The sequence below is a fragment of the Vibrio sp. VPAP30 genome, assembly GCF_001188205.1.
Classification (GTDB): Bacteria; Pseudomonadota; Gammaproteobacteria; order Enterobacterales; family Vibrionaceae; genus Vibrio; species Vibrio bivalvicida.
The window spans coordinates 62,355-79,379 of sequence record NZ_LBLS01000025.1 but is presented as its reverse complement, the minus strand read 5'-3'; the positions used below and the strand labels follow the sequence as shown (position 1 = coordinate 79,379).

At 45.7% G+C, this 17,025-nt stretch carries 19 protein-coding genes; 9 read left to right on the top strand and 10 right to left on the bottom strand.

Features of this window, described 5'->3' with window-relative positions; genetic code table 11:
* Window positions 1–530: 530 nt before the first annotated feature.
* Complete coding sequence (locus ZX61_RS10495; protein WP_049844578.1) at window positions 531–1,079, top strand: gamma carbonic anhydrase family protein; 549 nt, start codon at window positions 531–533, stop codon at window positions 1,077–1,079.
* Here the strand turns inward: ZX61_RS10495 and ZX61_RS10490 are convergent.
* The 4 genes from ZX61_RS10490 to ZX61_RS10475 all read right to left on the bottom strand — a co-directional run bounded on the left by ZX61_RS10490 (window position 1,072) and on the right by ZX61_RS10475 (window position 3,744).
* Window positions 1,072–1,338, bottom strand: coding sequence for a DUF1488 domain-containing protein (locus ZX61_RS10490; protein WP_049844577.1), 267 nt, complete (start codon window positions 1,336–1,338; stop codon window positions 1,072–1,074). The two genes, ZX61_RS10495 and ZX61_RS10490, sit on opposite strands and share 8 nt — an antisense overlap.
* Complete coding sequence (gene aroE, locus ZX61_RS10485; protein ID WP_049844580.1) at window positions 1,338–2,171, bottom strand: shikimate dehydrogenase; 834 nt, start codon at window positions 2,169–2,171, stop codon at window positions 1,338–1,340. The genes ZX61_RS10490 and aroE overlap by 1 nt, the downstream gene beginning before the upstream one ends.
* Window positions 2,172–2,247: 76 nt before the next feature.
* Window positions 2,248–3,165, bottom strand: a complete 918-nt coding sequence (hemF, locus tag ZX61_RS10480) for an oxygen-dependent coproporphyrinogen oxidase (RefSeq protein WP_049844576.1) — start codon at window positions 3,163–3,165, stop codon at window positions 2,248–2,250.
* 21 nt (window positions 3,166–3,186) lie between these two features.
* Complete coding sequence (locus ZX61_RS10475; RefSeq protein ID WP_049844575.1) at window positions 3,187–3,744, bottom strand: L-threonylcarbamoyladenylate synthase; 558 nt, start codon at window positions 3,742–3,744, stop codon at window positions 3,187–3,189.
* A 194-nt stretch (window positions 3,745–3,938) separates the two neighbouring features.
* Between ZX61_RS10475 and purE the strand changes: the two genes are divergently transcribed.
* A complete protein-coding gene (gene purE, locus ZX61_RS10470; RefSeq protein ID WP_049844574.1) occupies window positions 3,939–4,424 on the top strand; it encodes a 5-(carboxyamino)imidazole ribonucleotide mutase in 486 nt (161 codons plus the stop codon).
* A 4-nt stretch (window positions 4,425–4,428) separates the two neighbouring features.
* Complete coding sequence (locus ZX61_RS10465) at window positions 4,429–5,562, top strand: 5-(carboxyamino)imidazole ribonucleotide synthase (protein WP_049844573.1); 1,134 nt, start codon at window positions 4,429–4,431, stop codon at window positions 5,560–5,562.
* A 39-nt stretch (window positions 5,563–5,601) separates the two neighbouring features.
* On the opposite strand, the gene ZX61_RS10460 is transcribed toward ZX61_RS10465, so the two are convergent.
* From ZX61_RS10460 to ZX61_RS10445, 4 genes are read right to left on the bottom strand one after another with little or no spacing between them, the layout of a single operon-like run.
* On the bottom strand, window positions 5,602–6,189 hold the full coding sequence (locus tag ZX61_RS10460; protein ID WP_049844572.1) for a DNA topoisomerase family protein: 588 nt from the start codon (window positions 6,187–6,189) through the stop codon (window positions 5,602–5,604).
* A gap of 13 nt (window positions 6,190–6,202) precedes the next feature.
* Window positions 6,203–6,682 carry a DUF494 family protein gene (locus ZX61_RS10455; protein ID WP_049844571.1) on the bottom strand — a complete coding sequence of 160 codons (480 nt, stop codon included), beginning with the start codon at window positions 6,680–6,682 and terminating at the stop codon, window positions 6,203–6,205.
* 2 nt (window positions 6,683–6,684) lie between these two features.
* Window positions 6,685–7,803 (bottom strand): DNA-processing protein DprA, encoded by a 1,119-nt coding sequence (dprA, locus tag ZX61_RS10450; protein ID WP_049844570.1) that lies wholly within the window; start codon window positions 7,801–7,803, stop codon window positions 6,685–6,687.
* Window positions 7,804–7,809: 6 nt separating this feature from the next.
* Window positions 7,810–8,835, bottom strand: coding sequence for a LysM peptidoglycan-binding domain-containing protein (locus ZX61_RS10445; RefSeq protein ID WP_049844569.1), 1,026 nt, complete (start codon window positions 8,833–8,835; stop codon window positions 7,810–7,812).
* 175 nt (window positions 8,836–9,010) lie between these two features.
* On the opposite strand from ZX61_RS10445, the gene def reads away from it, so the two are divergent.
* The 6 genes from def (at window position 9,011) to ZX61_RS10415 (ending at window position 15,310) form a co-directional block, all read left to right on the top strand.
* Complete coding sequence (gene def / locus ZX61_RS10440) at window positions 9,011–9,532, top strand: peptide deformylase (protein ID WP_049844568.1); 522 nt, start codon at window positions 9,011–9,013, stop codon at window positions 9,530–9,532.
* 27 nt (window positions 9,533–9,559) lie between these two features.
* Complete coding sequence (fmt, locus tag ZX61_RS10435; protein ID WP_049844567.1) at window positions 9,560–10,507, top strand: methionyl-tRNA formyltransferase; 948 nt, start codon at window positions 9,560–9,562, stop codon at window positions 10,505–10,507.
* A 69-nt stretch (window positions 10,508–10,576) separates the two neighbouring features.
* Window positions 10,577–11,857 carry a 16S rRNA (cytosine(967)-C(5))-methyltransferase RsmB gene (rsmB, locus tag ZX61_RS10430; RefSeq protein WP_049844566.1) on the top strand — a complete coding sequence of 427 codons (1,281 nt, stop codon included), beginning with the start codon at window positions 10,577–10,579 and terminating at the stop codon, window positions 11,855–11,857.
* Between the two features lie 57 nt (window positions 11,858–11,914).
* Window positions 11,915–13,291 (top strand): Trk system potassium transporter TrkA, encoded by a 1,377-nt coding sequence (gene trkA / locus ZX61_RS10425; RefSeq protein ID WP_049844565.1) that lies wholly within the window; start codon window positions 11,915–11,917, stop codon window positions 13,289–13,291.
* 9 nt (window positions 13,292–13,300) lie between these two features.
* Window positions 13,301–14,746, top strand: coding sequence for a TrkH family potassium uptake protein (locus ZX61_RS10420; protein ID WP_049844564.1), 1,446 nt, complete (start codon window positions 13,301–13,303; stop codon window positions 14,744–14,746).
* A 9-nt stretch (window positions 14,747–14,755) separates the two neighbouring features.
* Complete coding sequence (locus ZX61_RS10415; protein ID WP_049844563.1) at window positions 14,756–15,310, top strand: DUF3157 family protein; 555 nt, start codon at window positions 14,756–14,758, stop codon at window positions 15,308–15,310.
* Here ZX61_RS10415 and trhA read toward each other — a convergent pair.
* Both trhA and ZX61_RS10405 read right to left on the bottom strand, forming a co-directional pair.
* The gene (gene trhA / locus ZX61_RS10410; RefSeq protein ID WP_049844562.1) at window positions 15,307–15,960 is read right to left on the bottom strand and encodes a PAQR family membrane homeostasis protein TrhA; all 654 of its coding nucleotides are present in this window, start codon (window positions 15,958–15,960) and stop codon (window positions 15,307–15,309) included. The genes ZX61_RS10415 and trhA overlap by 4 nt on opposite strands.
* A gap of 92 nt (window positions 15,961–16,052) precedes the next feature.
* Entirely contained in the window at window positions 16,053–16,850 is a 798-nt protein-coding gene (locus ZX61_RS10405; protein ID WP_049844561.1) for a sporulation protein, read from the bottom strand.
* Between the last annotated feature and the right edge of the window lie 175 nt (window positions 16,851–17,025).

Sequence of the window (17,025 nt, the reverse complement as noted above, 5' to 3'; positions counted from 1 at the left end):
AATGAATACTGACTTCAAAACTACTGTGTAATTTTAAAGCTATTATCGTTCCAACAGAACGATAATGAATTGACTGTGCTGAATCCGAAGATTCAATGGTCACTTCGTATCATTGAAACCTAAATTGTTTCCGAAGAAACTATTTGGATTATCATCAACGAGTGCCCACACAGATTGATAGGTTTATATTGTTAAAGAGCTTTCTTCTTTGTGATTCGCATCACTTCGGAAGAGGCGGTCATTTTAGCGAGATAAAGTTTAGTGTCAACCACTTTTTTCAAACTTTTTTTCAAGCGTTTCCGCTTGGCTAATTGACCTTGCTAACTGGGCTTTCATTCTTTTCGAAACTTAGCTTCGAAGCGTTGCCGTGTCAGCGAGGGGGCATTATAGAGATCGCCATCACATTGGCAAGCCCTTTTTGCAGTTTTTTTTGATTTTTTTAGCGTTTGAGTATTTTCTATTCAAAACGAGCTATTTTCCTCACTTTTCTTAGCCTCTCTAGGCAAAAAACCTCTATATAAGGAGAAAAAATGAGTTCTCTACGCAGTTACAAAGGAATTTCACCTCAAATTGGTCAACGTGTCTATATAGATAGCAGCTCTGTTTTAGTCGGAGATATTAAAGTAGGAGACGATTCGAGTATTTGGCCACTTGTTGCGGCCCGAGGTGATGTTAACCACATTCATATTGGTGAGCGAACCAACGTTCAAGATGGCAGTGTATTACATGTCACCCATAAGAACGCAGAAAACCCTAAAGGTTACCCTCTTATCATTGGTAACGATGTAACTATCGGCCACAAGGTAATGTTGCACGGTTGTATTATTGAAGACCGCGTCTTAGTAGGTATGGGGGCGATCGTGTTAGATGCGGCAGTAATAGAAGAAGAGGTAATGATTGGTGCTGGTAGTTTGGTGCCACCGGGTAAACGCTTAGAAAGTGGTTATCTATATGTGGGTAGCCCAGTAAAACAAGCTCGCCCTCTTAATGACAAAGAACGAGCTTTCTTGCAGAAGTCCGCCAACAACTATGTGCAGAATAAAGAAGATTACCTTCATGAGGTTAAAGAGATTAGCTAACCACCTCTATATTACCTTGTGAATTGAACTCTTCTTCTTCGATCAGTTCTTCAGCAAGCTCTTCAAGATCGAATCGATATTGTGAAAAGACTTCCAGAGCTTGCTGTGCATTGCCTATTACTTGCCCTGATAGTTTTTCTAACTCTTGTTTATCAACGAGACATTGAATCAAGGCTCCCGACTGTTGAGCAGAAAATAGCACTGCTTGCTTTTCTTCATCCCATACTTGGATATCCGGAAATAAAATCGATTGATTCATTACTGCCCCTCAAGGTTCTTTCTAAGTTCACGCAAAATTTGCTTTGTACCCGGTCTTAAACCACGCCAGAGCATAAAGCTTTCTGCTGCCTGACCAACAAGCATTCCAAGCCCGTCGAAGGCTCGCTCCACCCCATGTTCATGTGCCCATTGATTGAAGGTGGTTTTCCCTGCGCCATACATCATGTCATACACTACCGATTGTTCAGTAAAGATTGCTGCTGATATATCTGGTAGCTCCCCACTTAAACTAGAAGAGGTAGAATTGATAATCACATCAAACGACTGCTTCACTTCACTCATCTCACAAGCGCTAATCGTTCCATACGGTGCAAACATCTCGGCAAGCAGTTGCGCTTTGGCAAAGGTTCGGTTGGTTACAACAATTTCAGCGGGCTGCTGGTCTAATAGTGGCTTAATAACGCCACGCGCGGCACCACCAGCACCAATAAGTAAAATACGGGCTCCCTTTAAAGGCGCTTGATATTGAAGTAAGTCTTGCACTAACCCTTCACCATCTGTGTTATCACCAATAATTTCACCATCATCAAGCTTCTTCAGGGTATTCACCGCCCCAGCTAGTTGAGCACGTTCAGTTAGTCGAGTGGCAAAGCGATAAGCATCTTCCTTAAATGGAACAGTGACATTACAACCTTTGCCACCTTGAGCAAAAAACTCAGACGCCGCTTGTTGAAATGCATCCTTATTTGGGCTTTCTGCAGTATAGGTTAATGATTGATTGGTTTGACGAGCAAATAGGGTATGAATAAAAGGCGATTTACTTTGAGAGATGGGATTACCAAAAACGGCATAACGATCTATTTGCTGAGTCATTTCCTTTACCTGTAAAACTAAAAAAGGGCCAATGCGAAACATTGACCCTATCACTATCTATATATTGAAGAAAGTCTTACCACTCTCTTGGTTTGAGGTAATGATCGTATAGATCAGCTTCAGGAGAGCCCGGCTCAACTTGGTAAGCATACTCCCATCGCGCTAACGGTGGCATCGACATCAAGATAGACTCAGTACGACCACCACTCTGCAGTCCAAATAAAGTGCCACGGTCAAACACTAGGTTAAATTCAACGTAACGACCTCGGCGGTAGAGTTGGAACTGACGTTCACGTTCACCGTATTCAGTGTCTTTGCGGCGTTCTACTATCGGCAAATATGCGTCCGTATAGCCTTGGCCAACCGCTTTAATGTACTCAAAGCACTTATCAAACTGCCAGTGGTTGAGGTCATCAAAGAAAAGACCACCGACACCTCTGGTTTCATCGCGATGTGGTAGATAGAAGTATTTATCACACCAAGCTTTATGCTCTGGGTAGACTTCACTACCAAATGGCGCGCACACTTCCTTCGCGGTGTTGTGCCAATATTGCGCGTCTTCTTCGAAAGGATAAAACGGCGTTAAATCGAAACCACCGCCAAACCACCAAATAGGCTCTTCACCCTCTTTTTCGGCAATAAAGAAACGAACGTTGGCGTGCGAGGTTGGTACATATGGGTTATTAGGGTGCATAACCAATGACACGCCCATGGCTTCAAAGCGACGTCCTGCAAGTTCAGGTCGGTGCGCTGTCGCTGAAGCTGGCATCTCTTTTCCTTGTACATGAGAAAAGTTAACGCCACCTTGTTCAAACACCGCACCTTCTTTCATGACTCGAGTTCGACCACCACCACCCAATTTCTCTCCGGGTTCACGGTGCCATTCATCCTCTACAAATACTGCGCTCCCATCGGCTTGCTCTAGTTGCTGACAAATAGAGTCTTGGAGCGTCATGAGAAATTGTTTTACTGCTAGTTTATCTATCGCTGACATTCGACTTCCTTTGTTGCAGGGTTAACCCTGTCTTAATACTTGTGAGGTTCTTGCATCACGAATTTCACTTGGATTTGTTCGACCACCGGTTTGCCCTTCTAGCACCGCCACTAACTTATCACCAAGGTGTTGATAAACTTGTTCGGTTGTTACACATGCTGGCTCGCCAGTCAAATTCGCGCTGGTAGAGGTTAGCGGCTTTCCAAATGCATTACACATCTTTTGTACTAAAGGATGATCAGTCACGCGCACGGCAATCGAGTCATATTGCCCCGACACCCAATTAGAAACCTTATCACTACTTGGCATAATCCAAGTGACAGGCCCAGGCCAAGTTTGCTGCACTCGTTCTAACTGTTCTGCGCTTAAGGCTTGCTGATTAATATAAGGCAACAGTTGTTGGTAATTAGCAGCTATCAGGATAAGCCCTTTTTCTACCGGACGTTGTTTAAGTTCTAGTAGCTTCTTTATCGCATTAGGGTTGTCAGGATCGCAGCCAACCCCAAACACACCTTCTGTTGGGTAGGCGATCACTTCCCCCTGTTTTAGTGCACTGAGTGCTCGCTCAAAGTTACTCACCTAAGCATCCTATTTGATTAGCGGTTTAGGTTAAGTGTACAAATAATCGTAAGTTGTGACTAAAGCTATTTAAGTAGCAATCTTTCATCTGCTCATTCAAACCCGACGCAAACGTTTGCTTAGTGATAAAATCCCCGTATAATGCGCTCAAATTATTTGCTCACCAATTCTACGCAGCTTTGAAGGAGTTTGAGATGAAAGTCGGTATCATCATGGGTTCTAAATCAGATTGGCCAACAATGAAACTAGCAGCGGAAATGCTAGACAGATTCGGCGTTGAGTACGAAACGAAAGTGGTTTCTGCGCATCGCACACCTCAACTTCTTGCAGACTATGCCACTAGTGCTAAAGAGCGTGGTCTTAAAGTGATCATTGCGGGTGCTGGCGGCGCTGCTCACCTTCCAGGCATGGCGGCGGCGTTCACGTCATTACCCGTTCTTGGTGTTCCAGTACAATCACGAGCGTTAAGTGGCCTTGATTCACTTTACTCAATTGTACAAATGCCGAAAGGAATTGCGGTTGGCACTCTAGCTATCGGCGAAGCAGGAGCAGCAAACGCTGGCATTCTAGCAGCGCAAATTCTTGGAACGTCAGATCAGGCAGTGATGGAAAAAGTCGAAGCATTTCGCGCAGAGCAAACAGAAACCGTTCTAGCCAACCCAAACCCTGCGGAGGACTAAGTCAATGCATGTTTTAGTGCTAGGTGCTGGTCAATTGGCTCGCATGATGTCTTTGGCAGGCGCACCACTGAATATTGAGATCTCTGCCTATGACGTGGGCAGTCAAAACATTGTTCACCCACTAACTCAAGTAGTGATTGGTCATGGCCTAGAGAACGCAATCACCCAAGCTGATGTGATCACTGCTGAATTTGAACACATTCCTCACGATATTCTGGCAATCTGCGAGCAAAGTGGAAAGTTCTTACCTTCGACTGAAGCGATAAAAGCAGGCGGCGATCGCCGTATTGAGAAGCAATTGCTTGATGACGCAGATGTGCGCAATGCGAAGTACTTTGTCATCAATACACGTGAAGACTTTGACCAAGCGATTGCACACGTTGGCATCCCTATGGTGCTCAAAAGCGCGCTTGGCGGATACGATGGTAAAGGCCAGTGGCGCTTGAAAGAGGCAAATCAGGTCGATGCAATTTGGGCAGAAATGGCCGAGTGTATTGCTACATCTGAGACACAAGCTATTGTTGCAGAAGAATTTGTACCATTTAACCGTGAGGTTTCACTGGTTGGCGCGCGTAGTAAGGTTGGCTATATTGCAGTTTATCCTCTTGCTGAAAATGTTCACACTGACGGTGTACTTACTCTTTCGACTGCCATTGCAGATACTGCACTGCAACAACAAGCAAAACAGATGTTTACTGCTGTCGCTAATAAACTCGATTATGTTGGCGTACTAACCCTTGAGTTTTTTGATGTCAATGGCTCCTTACTAGTCAATGAGATTGCCCCGCGCGTGCACAACTCAGGACACTGGACTCAACAAGGTGCAGAAACATGTCAATTTGAGAACCACTTAAGAGCTGTGTGCGGCTTACCATTGGGTAGCACCAAGCTGATCCGTGAAACCTCAATGATCAATATCCTAGGTGAAGACACGCTAGAAAATGAACTGCTGGCAATGGATGGTATTCATATTCACTGGTATGGCAAAGAAAAACGTGCAGGTCGTAAGATGGGGCACATCAACGTGTGCGGCGATTACAGTGGAGAGTTGCAACGCAAACTTTGCGCCATAGCTAAGCTACTTGATAAGCAAGCCTTTCCAGCGATTCACGAATTTGCAGACAATTTGGGTCAGTAACAAACATTAAGAAAAAAACGGCGCACCTCGCGCCGTTTTTTATTGTTCTGATTGAGTATGGTGACACTTGCGATCAGCGCATTGCCTTTTCACTCCGCTCGCAAGCGTCTTCTCGATCAACAGCGGAAAGCCACACTTTTCACACTGACCAGCAACCGGCGGTTGGTTTACAGCAAACTTACACTTCGGGTAGTTATCACAAGCATAGAAAACCTTACCAAAGCGGGTTTTCCGTTCTACTAAATAACCTTTAGCGCACTCAGGACAAGTATGATGCTCTGGTTGCTGTTCTTCCTGCTTGGGGTGATCGAGCGATTCAATATGATGACAGCTTGGGTAATGACTACAGCCAATAAACATCCCGTAGCGACCCTGTCGTAATACCAACTCATTGCCACATTCAGGGCAAGGCACACCTAACTCTTTAACAATATGACCGTCGTTTTGGTGTAAGGGTTTAATGAAGTCACACATTGGGTACTGATCACAGCCCAAGAAAGGGCCATGCTTGCCATGACGAAGGTGAAGCTCACCTTCTCGTTGTTCACTTTGGCATTTAGGGCACGCTTGGTGCTCTAGCGCATGTTCATGGGCTGAAAACAGCTGCTGATCAATTTTATTGCTCATATAAACTCAGGAATTAGTGGAGAATACCTTGCTCTTTGGTATACAACAGCTCTTCCATAAGTGTGTATGCATTCTCATTGCCTGGCACATTAAACAGCACCATCAGAACAATCCATTTAAGGTCATCGAGCTCAAACTCGTCTGTCTCTAAGCCCATGATACGGTCAATCACCATCTCACGTGTTTCGGTCGTCAAAACATTAACTTGCTCTAAGAAGGTCAAAAAACCGCGACACTCAATACTTAAGCGTTCGCACTCTTTGGTTGTATAAATACGAGTCGAGTTCGAAGCACTGCACACCGAAATCGCAGAGTGGGTTTCACTTTGCTGTAGTGCTGCTAGCTCTTCTAGCCAGACAAGGGCTTTGTAAATGTCTTTTTGATGAAAGCCTGCACGAAGAAGCTCTTCTTCTAGCTCATCTTGATTGACTTGTAACTCTGCATCGCTATGGATGTAGGTTTCGAATAGATACATTAAGATATCCATCATCATAGCTAGCCCCTCCCCTTTCGAATATAGCCACCGGAAACTGCAACAACATGCCCTGAAAGCTCAAGCTCTAAGAGCTGCATCATGACGTCCTGCACAGGTATATTGGTCCTGTTTGCAAGAATATCAACTGGTATAGCCTTACTTCCTACGTTAGCTAACAGCAGAGGAAATGGCAATTCTTCTTTACTATCTATTTCATCGAAAAGTTCATTTTGAATCGGTGGCTTATTGGTATTAGACCAGCGCAACAGAGTCTCTATTTCATCAATGATGTCTTGCACTCTCATCACTAGGCAGGCGCCTTGCTTTATCAGCAGATTCCCACCTCGTGCATTGGCATCATGAATAGAACCAGGGATCGCAAACACCTCTCGCCCTTGCTCTATCGCGTAGCGAGCGGTAATCAAAGAGCCACTCTTCTCCGCAGCTTCGACTACTAGCACGCCAACAGAAAGACCGCTAATGATGCGATTGCGGCGCGGAAAATGATCAGCTTTAGGTTTCGCCAGCGGGTGAAACTCAGACACCAAAGCACCTTGCGCTTCAATAATTCGTTGCGCCAGATGACGGTGACGAGCAGGATACACAGTTTCTAGACCACTACCTAACACAGCCAGCGTCTTTCCCTCCCCTTGTAATGCCCCATCGTGCGCATAACCGTCAACACCTAAGGCTAAACCACTCGTAATAACAATATTTTGCTCTACTAACGCCCGTGCAAAGCTTCGTGCAGTGTTGAGCCCCTCTACACTAGCATTTCGACTACCAACCACAGCGATTTGAGGCTCAGATAAACAGTGCACGTTGCCCTGAACAAAGAGAAGGGGGGGCGCTCCAACGGCTTGCTCAAGCAGAGCAGGGTAAGCACTATCTCGCTGAGTAATAATGTGATTGTGTGAGCTTTGTTGTTGCCACTCTAGACACTGTTCGACATCTTTGATGGCCCTTTTTTTCAGATACTTAGCCTGTTGTTCGCTCAAACCAAGTGCCAGTAAGGCCGGAAGATCAGATTGGACAATATTAGTAGGTGAGTCTTTCTTGAGTAGACCAAGAAACGTTTTCGGTCCAACCTTAGGTGTAAAGTTAAGCGACAGCCAAGCAGCCAGCTCTTGGGTGGTCATGAATTTTCAGTCCCTTGGTGGTTGCAGTTTAGTTTTTTTGCTCACGGCTTCTGAAGCTTCAGTGACAATCGCCACACTGAAGTACTGGTAAGGACGAACAACCATCAAATGACCAACTAACTTGTCTGGTAACTGTACAACTTCCCCCCTAGCTTGTTTTCGCTCTGGCAGATCAGCAGCAGGCCTCAACAACGCAAATACATTACCTTGCTGCACGCCGTCATGCTGACCTCGGTTAAGTACCACGGCTTGATTTTTACCGACATAGTGAGTGTCATCAACGGATCCAAGAATTTTGACTAAGCTCAGTTGAGCGGGGATAGGAGAGAAAATCGCTTTATAAACCAGCGTCGAAGTTTCGGATAACGGCAACGCGATGTCATCAAACAAAATTTCTTGGCTTTGTTGAACCAGCTTCAACGTAGAAAACAGGTCATTACTCGCCACAAGCTGTGCATGGGCAATTCTTTTTATCACCTGTGCGGTTTTATCCCCGCGTTTAAATTGATTCATTAAGCGATAGATGCCCCACTCTTGAGCTACCTGATCGCCAGAGATATAGATGACATCATGCCCATCAATCAATTGAGTGCCTAAACTGTTACCCATCACCCGACTGCACTCGACAAACGCTTCGTTTTCCAGTATCAAATTGTGTTCAAGGTAAGGAATAATATACTGAGGATTTAAAGCTAGGATGGCAGGCTTGTCGCGCTTCACGATAGAAGGAGCCAGCCTAACCACAGATTTTAGACTTAGCGTTGGATGCCCCTCCCGCCACAACAGTGCAAGTTGGTCTCCGGGATAAATAAGATCAGGATTGGCAATGTTTGAGTTAATTTGCCATAAAAGCGGCCACTTCCAAGGGCTGTCGAGATACAAGGCAGAGATATCCCATAAGGTATCCTCTTTCATGACAGTATAAATGTCTGGAGCATCGGGCTTGATAGATAATGGCTCAGCTTGCCCACTAACCAGATTACCCACTGTGAGTAACATAGCGACTCTTAAACCTCTCCAAATACGTACCATAGCTTTACTCCGAATAACCAACCTAGCTCGGCGATATTCCCTGTTCGTCTGACGGCTAACAACATAAAGAAGCAGCGCAAAAAGCGCATTGATGCTGTCATTTGGGGTGTAAAATGTCTAGAATTGAGCCAACGAGGTTTATCCTGATTCGGCACAGTTCAACATTCGAGTGTATATGTCTGTATTACAAGTATTAACATTCCCAGATGATCGCCTTCGCACCGTAGCAAAGCCGGTAGAAGCCGTGACACCTGAGATTCAAAAGTTCGTTGATGACATGATTGAAACCATGTACGACGAAGAAGGTATTGGTCTGGCAGCAACCCAGGTCGATTTCCACCAGCGCATCGTTGTTATCGATATTTCTGAAACCCGCGATCAACCTATGGTTCTGATTAACCCAGAAATCCTAGAGAAACGCGGTGAAGATGGCATTGAAGAAGGCTGTCTTTCTGTTCCTGGGGCGCGAGCGCTTGTACCACGTGCAGCAGAGGTGTCAGTGAAAGCTCTTAACCGTGATGGTGAAGAGTACACATTTGAAGCTGACGACCTATTAGCCATTTGTGTCCAGCACGAACTTGATCACTTAGAAGGCAAACTGTTTGTTGATTACCTTTCGCCTTTAAAACGTAAGCGTATTCAAGACAAACTGGCTAAGATCAAGCGCTTCAATGAAAAGCACGTAAGCAAAGCCTAAGCGCAAATAAAAGAGAAGGAAGGTACTTTGAGCAAACCTTTGAAAATTGTTTTTGCTGGTACTCCGGATTTCGCCGCCCGTCACTTGGCGGCGTTGTTGTCTTCGGAGCATGATGTCATTGCCGTATATACTAACCCCGACCGACCTGCAGGTCGTGGCAAGAAGCTTGCAGCGCCACCAGTAAAGCAACTAGCCCTTAAGCATGACATTCCTGTTTATCAGCCAGAAAACTTTAAATCTGATCAAGCCAAACAAGAACTTGCAGATTTAAACGCAGATATCATGGTCGTTGTTGCTTACGGTATGCTACTTCCGCAGGCTGTACTTGATACGCCAAAACTAGGCTGTATTAACGTTCATGGCTCGATTCTGCCACGCTGGCGTGGTGCAGCACCTATTCAACGCTCAATTTGGGCGGGAGATGCAGAAACTGGTGTGACGATTATGCAAATGGATATCGGTTTAGATACTGGTGATATGCTAAAAGTCGCCACTTTGCCAATTGAAGCGACCGACACCAGTGCATCTATGTACGAAAAACTAGCCGAGCTTGGCCCGCAAGCATTGGTTGAATGTCTAGCAGATATCGCACTAGGTACTGCAGTTGCAGAGAAACAAGACGATGCCCTAGCTAACTACGCGAAAAAGTTAAGCAAAGAAGAGGCTCGTATTGACTGGAACGACAATGCTGTTCATATCGAACGCTGTGTTCGTGCATTCAGCCCTTGGCCAATGAGCCACTTTGTCGCAGCTGATAACAGCATCAAAGTTTGGCAAAGTCGTGTCGATGAACAAACGACAACTCAACCAGCAGGCACTATCCTGCGTACGGATAAAAGCGGTATCTACATTGCCACTGGCAACGGCGTGCTGGTTTTAGAGCAGCTACAGGTGCCTGGAAAGAAAGCGATGTCTGTTCAAGATATCCTGAACTCACGCGCTAGTTGGTTTGAAGTGGGCACTCAGCTCACTTAACACTTATCCCGCAAGGGAAACGTACATTTTGAGGGTGGAGACACCCTCCCTTAATTTAAGGTATTCACTATGAATGTTCGCGCTGCGGCTGCTAACGTCCTTTTTCAAGTGGTCGATAAAGGCCAATCTCTTTCACACGCTTTGCCAGCGGCTCAAAAGACGATAAGACCACGAGACCACGCTCTGCTACAAGAGATCTGCTACGGCTGTCTACGTTACTTACCTCGCTTAGAGTCGATCACCAATGAGCTGATGGACAATCCACTAAAAGGGAAAAAGCGCGTATTCCACCATTTAATTCTGGTGGGTATTTATCAGCTCAGCTTTATGCGCATTCCGGCTCATGCAGCGGTTGCCGAAACGGTTGAAGGAACAAAAACATTACGTGGTCCAAGCCTACGCGGATTAATCAATGCTGTGTTACGTAGCTATTTACGTGACCAAGAAGCATTAGACGAAAAAGCAACAAGCCACAGTGCGGGCAAATATGGCCACCCAAATTGGTTGCTGAAAATGCTGCAAGAGAGCTACCCACAACAGTGGGAGCAATTGGTTGAAGCCAACAACAGCAAAGCACCGATGTGGTTACGTGTAAACCGTCAGCACCACAGCCGTGATGAGTATCTTGAACGACTAAAAGATGAAAACATTGAATTCAGTATTCATCCTGAAGCTGACGATGCCATAAAATTGGCTTCACCATGTGACGTTACCCTACTGCCTGGTTTTAGCCGTGGTTGGGTATCTGTCCAAGATGCGGCAGCACAACTATCGGTTGACTACCTACAACCACAAGATGGTGAACTTATTCTCGATTGCTGCGCGGCCCCAGGTGGAAAAACCGCACACATTCTAGAGCACACAGAAGACACTGAAGTCGTTGCTATCGATAGCGACGCGAAAAGACTCGATCGTGTTTACGATAATTTAGAACGTTTGCAATTACGTGCAGATGTCATTTGTGGTGACGCACGCTACCTACAAGAGTGGTGGCAAGGTGAGAAGTTTGACCGTATTCTGCTTGATGCTCCTTGTTCAGCAACGGGGGTGATCAGACGCCACCCAGACATTAAGTGGTTGCGTCGCGCTGATGATATCGAAGCTTTAGCTGAGCTACAAAGCGAAATTTTAGATGCCATGTGGCAACAACTAAAACCAGGCGGCACCTTGGTTTATGCAACATGTTCTATTACACCGCAAGAAAACACAGAGCAAGTCAAAGCTTTCTTGGCTCGCACTGCTGATGCCGAGTTGCAAGGCTCTAAGCCCGATAACCCAGGCCGTCAGATTTTACCTGGAGAAGAGGATATGGATGGCTTCTATTACGCTGTCCTAACCAAGAAAGCGTAATGTGTTATGGCGATGACGAGAGTTATCACCATTTGAGTAGTTAAGCGAGATTAGTGTATGAAAATCATCATCCTTGGTGCTGGTCAGGTTGGCGGCACACTAGCGGAAAATCTAGTTGGCGAAAACAATGACATCACTATTGTTGACCGCAATTCAGATCGTCTGCGCGAGCTGCAAGATAAATACGACTTACGGGTTGTTAACGGCTATGCCAGTCACCCAGACGTATTGAGAGAAGCGGGTGCTCAAGATGCCGACATGTTGGTCGCGGTAACCAATATGGATGAAACGAATATGGCGGCCTGCCAGGTCGCCTTTACGCTATTTAACACACCAAATCGTATTGCGCGTATTCGCTCACCTCAGTACTTATCAGCAAAAGAAGCCCTCTTTCAATCCGGTGCTGTCCCCGTTGATCACCTGATAGCACCTGAAGAGCTAGTTACTAGCTATATTGAGCGCCTGATTCAATACCCTGGCGCACTGCAAGTGGTGAGCTTTGCCGAACAGAAAGTCAGTTTGGTTGCGGTAAAAGCCTACTATGGTGGTCCACTTGTCGGCAATGCACTCTCGGCGCTACGTGAACATATGCCACATATCGACACGCGCGTGGCTGCTATCTTTCGCCAAGGTCGACCAATTCGACCACAAGGGACCACTATCATCGAAGCGGATGATGAGGTCTTTTTTGTTGCTGCCAGTAACCACATTCGCTCAGTGATGAGCGAACTTCAGCGTCTAGAAAAACCATATCGCCGCATTATGATTGTCGGTGGTGGTAACATCGGTGCTGGTCTAGCGCGACGTTTAGAGCAACTCTATAGTGTTAAACTGATTGAGCACAGCTACCAACGAGCTGAACAGCTCTCTGAAAAACTAGAGAATACCATTGTATTCTGTGGCGATGCTGCCGATCAGGAGTTACTTGCAGAAGAGAATATCGATCAGGTCGATGTCTTTATTGCCCTAACCAACGAAGATGAAACCAATATCATGTCCGCCATGCTCGCCAAACGTATGGGAGCAAAGAAAGTAATGGTACTTATCCAGCGTGGGGCGTATGTCGATTTAGTACAGGGCGGGGTGATTGATGTTGCGATCTCGCCACAGCAGGCAACCATTTCGGCACTACTGACTCACGTTCGTCGTGCAGACATCGTCAACGTATCATCACTGCGCCGCGGGGCAGCAGAGGCAATTGAGGCAATCGCTCACGGCGATGAAACAACCTCCAAGGTTGTCGGTCGTGCGATTGGTGATATAAAGCTACCACCAGGCACCACAATTGGTGCTATTGTACGCGGTGAAGAGGTGCTTATTGCCCACGATCGCACCGTTATCGAACAAGATGACCATGTGGTGATGTTCTTAGTCGACAAGAAGTACGTTCCTGACGTCGAAGCCCTATTCCAACCGAGTCCGTTCTTCCTTTAGGCAAGGGTTATGGTCAATTTTCGTCCTGTACTGTTTGTGATCGGGCTAGTGTTATCAAAACTGGCCCTATTCATGTATGTCCCCACCTTGGTGGCTTTTATCACCGGCACTTCTGGTTTTTTGGAGTTTGGTCAGGCTGTCTTGATCACTCATATTGCCGCTTTTGCCTGCCTGAGCATCGGTCGTACTAAAAAATTTAAGCTCAGTGTGCGGGATATGTTCCTTATCACCAGTTTGGTATGGACAATTGCTAGCGCCTTTGCTGCCTTACCCTTTGTTTTTATCAACCATATTAGCTTCACCGATGCTTACTTTGAGACCATGTCCGGTATTACCACCACTGGGTCTACAGTATTGAGTGGCCTCGACAATATGGCCCCAAGTATTTTACTATGGCGCTCAATACTGCAATGGTTAGGTGGGATCGGCTTTATTGTCATGGCAGTAGCGGTGCTGCCCATGCTTAACGTGGGTGGTATGAAGTTGTTCCATACCGAATCTTCCGACTGGTCAGATAAAAGTAGTCCGAGAGCCAAAACGGTGGCTAAAAACATTGTCGCAGTTTACTTATCGCTCACCGGATTATGCATTATTGGCTACCTTATCACAGGTATGAATCTATTTGAGGCGATCAACCACGCCTTTACCACCCTATCAACGGGCGGCTACTCCACTTCAGATGGTTCAATGAACCATTTCTCTAATGGCGCACACTGGATTGCCACCCTGTTTATGTTCTTAGGTGGTCTGCCATTCTTGCTATTCGTTGCGGCAGTCAGAAAGCGACGCCTTGATCAACTACTCAAAGACGCACAAGTGCGCGGATTTAGTTATCTGTTTCTGTTTAGTAGCTTGATTATTGCCGCTTGGTTGGTTATCCGAGATGGTTATGCGGTTTTGGATGCACTGCGTGTTTCTATGTTCAACATTGTTTCGGTCGTAACAACAACGGGCTTTGGCTTAGAAGACTTCACAGCTTGGGGCGCTCTACCAACCACTCTGTTTGCGTTTCTGATGATGGCAGGAGCCTGTTCTGGGTCAACGGCGGGCGGTATCAAGATCTTCCGCTTCCAAATTGCATTAACCCTTCTTAACAAGCAAATGATGAAACTAATTCATCCATCAGGTGTGTTTGTTCAGCGTTATAACCAACGCCCTGTCAATGACGATATTGTCCGTTCTGTGGTAGCTTTTGGTCTGACATTTTTTATCACCATCATTGCAATTGCAGGTGGCTTAAGTGCCATGGGACTCGATCCGATTACCAGTATTTCAGGATCGATTACGGCAGTCGCCAATGTTGGACCAGGCATGGGAGCGGTGATCGGCCCAACTGGAAATTTCGCTCCACTACCTGATGCAGCGAAATGGCTACTTAGCCTAGGCATGCTAATGGGAAGGCTCGAAATCCTAACCTTATTAGTACTATTTTTCCCCGCCTTTTGGCGACGTTAAGGAACAATGATGAAACCGACCTTTGGATTACTTTTCTTAATCGCGAGCACAATGAGCTACGCCTCTCAAACCGTAACTCTGGAAGATGGGCGCCAAGTTCAGCTCAATGATGACTTTACATGGCAGTACATCTCAGCTTCTGATCCGGTTTCAATCAATGAGAGCGAAACAACACTACCTGCTCAAGTTGCCATTCCTGTGATTGAGAAAAAAACAGCGACTGTCGTGCAGGTCAATAACGATAAACCAACCTTGCAACTTTCTGACTCTGGTGTCGAAGTATTGCTTGGTGCTGCCAAATATCAGTCTGGTCAGCTTATCATTCCAACATCTCTCACCAACCAAAGTTCGCAATCCGTAGTCCTAGTGGAAATCGAAGTCGAACTGATAACAGCCTCTGCCAATACTAAGCAAAACGTCAAGATATGGACTTCTATTAAGCGTATGGCCGATACCTATCTAAGACCACAACAAGCGGTGATAGGTAAACCAATTTCATTCGACGTTGAAAAAGAACAGCACTATCAAATTAATGCTCAAATTATTAATATCGAAACCCGTTAAACCGGATCGACATAGAGATAAATAGCAAAGAAGTGACAAGCGCATCCCGCTAAGACAAACCCGTGCCAAATTGCATGATTGTAAGGGATGCGTTTTGCAACATAGAAGATTACACCGAGCGAATAGATAACCCCGCCAGCCGCAAGTAACGTGAGTCCCTCTACCGATAAGTTCATCGCTAATTGATAAATCACAATCAAAGATAGCCAACCCATGGTCAGATACGTCACGAGCGAAAGCTTTTTAAAACGATAAACAAAAGCTAACTTCATAATGATGCCAAACAGAGCAATGCTCCAAATCACCACCATCAAGCCGATCGCTAATGGTGTGCGTAAACTCACTAGCAAAAAAGGCGTGTAGCTACCAGCTATCAACAAATAGATCGCACAATGGTCAAAGGTTTTCAGTGCTCGTTTGGCTCGTTTATACGGAATCGCGTGATAAAGCGTTGATGCCAAAAACAGTACTATCATGCTGCTGCCATAAATGCTCATACTGGTGATGGTCAGAAGGTCAGCATTGCTCTCGGTCGATTTGAGCAATAGCAATACCAAGCCAACAATACTCAGTACCATACCCAGAGCATGAGTTAGCGTATTGGCGAACTCTTCTTTGGCGCTATATTCAACGGGACGATTAGCAGACATGCGTGCCCTACTCTGAGTAAAAATGGAATAATTACTCAAGAGTATGGCACATTAAGCTTACACTTGTAAGCTGAAAGTTTTTTAATTTTTGGTCACGAATGCGCATCCAAATAAGCAATGACTTGTGCCCCAGCCTCTTGCGCTGAAGTATGCAGCGGTATTTCCAATTGACGCTTCAAATCACCTATGCCCAATAGGCTGGCTAACATGCCTCTTGCTCCTTCGCGATGGCGATCGATCTCAAACCACATTTGCAGTTTGTCATCAGTTCGAAACGCCACCACCTCAAGCTCTCGCCAACGACCGTGAAAAGGCCCTGTAGTTGGAACAAACTCGAACTCCTGGACAAATGGCATAGCAAAACCACTTACCTCTTCACACTCTACCTGACGAATACGCAAACCTTGCCCTTCAAGAGCAGTGAAAATACCATCAAGTAACGGATCTGGTCTAACGGTTAAAATGTCTTTGTCCGTTGGGTCTTTCGCCATCGCAATGTCTAATCCTGTTTCAAGCCATACCTTAGAATCACCTATCGTAACTGGCGTATTCCACGGCACATCAAGCTCAATTTCAAAGTCACGCGTTTCACTAGGATTAATGGTAAAGGCGTAAGGCAGTGACCACTTGGCCAATGCATAGCTCGCAGGGACCCGACGCATACGACCAGCATTGTGCTTATCCTTATCAGGGTTAGCTGGCACTTCTTTGATGTAACGGCAGTAGAGCTTCAAATCAATATTGTCGATCTCTTGCGCTGTCGAGCCACCATAGACGTGAATAGTGATATTCACTTTCTGCCCTGGATAAAGAACTTCTTGCTGCAACACGGAATCAACCTTTGCCGATCCAATACCAAAACTGGCCAGGGTTTTCTTAAATAACGACATCAACACCTCCTTGGCACACATGAGACCATTAACTTGTTTTCATATTAATCTGGTTTGCTGTCTCACTACTACAGATATCTTCACATAATTGTAGCGAATCACAATCGATTATATATCGATCAATCCGACTGATAATGCTAATCTATTTATTGATATGCGTGCATATCAGAATTCC